The sequence below is a fragment of the Streptomyces sp. 15-116A genome, assembly GCF_025290915.1.
Taxonomy (GTDB): domain Bacteria; phylum Actinomycetota; class Actinomycetes; order Streptomycetales; family Streptomycetaceae; genus Streptomyces.
The window spans coordinates 1-3,377 of sequence record NZ_JAOCQE010000436.1 but is presented as its reverse complement, the minus strand read 5'-3'; the positions used below and the strand labels follow the sequence as shown (position 1 = coordinate 3,377).

Here is a 3,377-nt window from a genome sequence, read left to right as displayed (position 1 = left end):
GTGCGCTGGGAGGGCGCGGACCGGCTCACCCTCACCGGACCGGACGGACGCACGGTCCACGCCCACGGCTTCCACGAGCTGACCCGGGCGGTACGGACATGGTGACCGAGGCCCTCACCCCCGGCGCCCTGGAGCGGATCTCCGCGATCGGCCCCTATTTCGCGCTGGCCACCGGTCCGAGCCCCCGGACCCACGGCTTCCGGCCGATGACCGACCTGTACGGGGACCCGGAGGCGCTGGAGGACTGCGTACGGGCCGTCGCCGGACGGCTGGGTACCGATCTGCCCCGGGTGGCGGCCTCGACGCTGCACCTGGGCACCGCGTCCCGGCTGTGGTCGGTCTCGCTGGCCTGCGCCGCGCTCACGGGCCGGGTGCCCGACCTGGCGCCCGGCCGGCTGTGGTGGCGCATGCCCGCCTCCGGTCCCCTGGACCTGTGGCTCGACGACCTGACGGCGGTGGACGGGGAGCCGCTCGCGGCCCTGCACCACACCGTCGCGGTCCGGAACCTGACCCCGTGGGCCGACGCCGTACGCCGCGCGTCCGGGGTGTCCCCGCACACGCTGCGCGGAAACGCCGCCTCGGCGCTGATCGGAGCCCACCGCGTCCTGCTCTCCGGGGGACCCCGACCGCTCGTCCCCGTCGTGCCCCTGGTCGGCGCGCTGCTGGAGCTGCCGCCACTGGCGGGGGCCGGCACGCACCGGGCCACTCCCACCGGGCAGCTCGCCTTCCGGCGCCGCAGCTGCTGCCTCTACTACCGCGTGCCCGGCGCGGGCACCTGCGGCGACTGCGTCCTGAACGCCAAGGAGAGGACCACCTCATGACCACGCCCGAGACGACCGCTTCCGAGACGAGCACCGCCGAGACGGCCACCTCCGGGACAAGCGCCGCCGAGACGACCACCTCCGGTACGACCACTTCCGGTACGGCCACCTCCGAGACGGCCGCCCCCGAGTTCACCGTCGTCGAGACACCCGGTGGCGGCACCCAGCACGTCTGGCCCCTCCCGGCCGACGAGGACACGCTCCTCGACCTCGTCACCACCGTCTTCACCGACCACTGGCAGCACATCCACTTCGGGCCCATCATCGAGGGCGCCGCCTGGGAGGTCCGCGCCCCGGGCGCCCCGAAGGCCATCACCATGAACGACGGTTACGCCACCGTCGACTTCGGCGCCTGGCACTTCCACCTGTGCATCGGCGAGCACACCGCGTCCGGCCCCGAACTCGGCCGCGTCCGCCGCTGCTCCCGCGCCGAGCTGTACCGCGGTCTCGGCTCCGACGGCGCCCCCGTCAGCTGGGGCGCCCGTCTGTTCAACGGCCGTGACGAGCAGATGATGACCGTCCTGCTGCCCAACCCGTTCCTCAGCGACAGCCAGGAGATCCTCGGCACCCCGGACTTCGGCCGGCTGGCCGCGTGGGACACCCTGCGCGCCCGCTTCCTCGGCCTCGCCCCCGACCCGCTGGACCACACGGGCAAGGGGTTCCGCCACAGCGGCTGACGGACACCCCGCCCCCGGCCCCCTCCCCCGCCCCGGGGTGCGGCGCCCCTCAGAGGGCCGCGGCCTCGGCCCGTCTCAGGCGTGCGTTTCGGCCGCGTAGCCGACGAACGCCGACCAGGCGGTGCGGGACAGGGCGAGCTGCCCGCCCTCCCGCTGCTTCGAGTCACGCACGTGGATGGCTTGGTCCAGGGCGACTTCGATGCAGTTGTCGCCGGAACTGCCGCTGTAGCTGCTCTTGAACCACTCCAGCTCGGTGCTGCTCATAACGCTCCTCGCATCCGCTCCAGCAGGCTCACGGTGGCTTCGCGGCCGAGGGCCTGCTGTCGCAGCTTGCCATAACGCTGGAGCATCGCGCTCACATCTTCGGGGTCGGTGATCAGGACGCTCGACTGCTGGCCCTCCGTATACCCGATCCACTGGTGGTCCGACGTCTCCGCCAGGTACATCTGACCGTCGACGCCGGCGTGATCCTCTTGTTGGAGCGGCATGATCTGGATCTCGACGTTGCGGAGCTTCCCGACCTCCAGAAGGTGGTCGATGAGAGCCTTGGTGACGACAGAACCGCCCACCCGACGGTCGATGAGTGCCTGCTCGATCACAAAGCTGAACGCCGTGTTCGGCCTCTCCTCGAGCAGCCGTTGCCTCTCCAGCCGCGCCTCGACCTGACGCTCGATCTGCTCCTCCGTCAGCGGCGGCAACCGCCTCTCGAAGATCGCTCGGATGTACGCCTCCGGCTGCAACAACCCTGGAACAGCCCGGCATTCGTACGTATAGAGCGAGACCGCCTCCTCCTCGATCCCCGCCCACTGCTGGAACCACGACGCCAGCCCCTGCCGCCGCGTCAGATTGCGTGCCGCCGCCCGCAGCACCTTCGGCGCCTCCAGCACATCGCCCGCCCGCGCGACGAACTTCGGCTGCGGAAAGCGCCTGCCCTGCTCCAGCTTGGCGATCGCATGCACCGAGTAGCCGACGATCTCGGCGTACTCCTCCTGCGTCAGCCCCGCCGTCTCCCGCAGTGCCTTGTGCACCGCGCCGAAGGTCTTGAGGCTGTCCGACACCTCTGGTTCACCGCCACCGGCTCCGGCCCCCGCGTCCTCGACGTCCACCACGCCCGGCCACCTCCCGCACTTGCCCGCCGCCGTCCCCGCGGGGACATCAACCCGCCCATGGTCACGGGGTGTTACCCGCCCTGTCCATCGCGTGAACCAGTACAACGCGGCTGTACCAGTGTCGTGCCTGTTGAACCCCCCGCCGCACCGGAACGCTGGGCGCCATGACCGCACCCCAGCCCCAAGCGCCCGTCACCGTACGTATGTTCAGCCAGCGGCTCAGCGCCACCCCCCGAGGTGCCCGGCTCGCCCGCCGCTTCACCACCCGGCAACTCGACGTCTGGGGCATCCCGTACGGCTCCGGCCTGTCCGACACCGTGTCGTTGATCGTGGCCGAACTCGCCGCCAACGCCGTACTCCACGGGCGCCTGCCCGGCAGGGACATCGCCCTGCGCCTCACCGCCCGGCCGGGAACGGTCCGCGTCGAGATCGCCGACCCCCGGGGCGAGCGTCTCCCCGTTCTCCCGGACACCCTGCCCGACGGTGACACCGACACCGGGCGTGGCCTTCTCCTGGTCGACGCCCTCGCCACGCGGTGGGGCGTCGGCACCGAGCCCGGTCCGGGCAAGACGGTCTGGGCCGAGATCGATCACTGAGCCTGCCGGGCGCGGCCCCGTAGCACGCCCGGCGGCCTGGCGGCCGGCTCCCCCGTCACCGCGCTGGTGAAGTCCACCGAGGTCTCCCTCGCGACCGCCTGAGACGGCGCCGGATCAGCCCGGCGCGCCCGACGCCCCGGCCGGTGCACCCACGGCCCGTGCCGCCGGCCCCCA

5 protein-coding genes are annotated in these 3,377 nt (G+C 72.3%); 3 read left to right on the top strand and 2 right to left on the bottom strand.

Features of this window, described 5'->3' with window-relative positions; genetic code table 11:
• Positions 1–98 precede the first annotated feature (98 nt).
• Together N4P33_RS33945 and N4P33_RS33940 are read left to right on the top strand one after the other, a co-directional pair.
• Positions 99–821 carry a (2Fe-2S)-binding protein gene (locus tag N4P33_RS33945; RefSeq protein ID WP_260830774.1) on the top strand — a complete coding sequence of 241 codons (723 nt, stop codon included), beginning with the start codon at positions 99–101 and terminating at the stop codon, positions 819–821.
• The gene (locus N4P33_RS33940; protein ID WP_260830773.1) at positions 818–1,498 is read left to right on the top strand and encodes a hypothetical protein; all 681 of its coding nucleotides are present in this window, start codon (positions 818–820) and stop codon (positions 1,496–1,498) included. Before N4P33_RS33945 ends, N4P33_RS33940 begins: the two co-directional genes overlap by 4 nt.
• A gap of 75 nt (positions 1,499–1,573) precedes the next feature.
• Here N4P33_RS33940 and N4P33_RS33935 read toward each other — a convergent pair whose 3' ends face one another.
• The gene (locus tag N4P33_RS33935; protein ID WP_260830772.1) at positions 1,574–1,762 is read right to left on the bottom strand and encodes a DUF397 domain-containing protein; all 189 of its coding nucleotides are present in this window, start codon (positions 1,760–1,762) and stop codon (positions 1,574–1,576) included.
• On the bottom strand, positions 1,759–2,607 hold the full coding sequence (locus N4P33_RS33930; RefSeq protein WP_260830771.1) for a helix-turn-helix transcriptional regulator: 849 nt from the start codon (positions 2,605–2,607) through the stop codon (positions 1,759–1,761). Before N4P33_RS33930 ends, N4P33_RS33935 begins: the two co-directional genes overlap by 4 nt.
• A gap of 164 nt (positions 2,608–2,771) precedes the next feature.
• Here N4P33_RS33930 and N4P33_RS33925 point away from each other — a divergent pair, with 164 nt between their 5' ends.
• Positions 2,772–3,203, top strand: coding sequence for an ATP-binding protein (locus N4P33_RS33925; protein ID WP_260830770.1), 432 nt, complete (start codon positions 2,772–2,774; stop codon positions 3,201–3,203).
• The last annotated feature ends 174 nt before the right edge of the window (positions 3,204–3,377 follow it).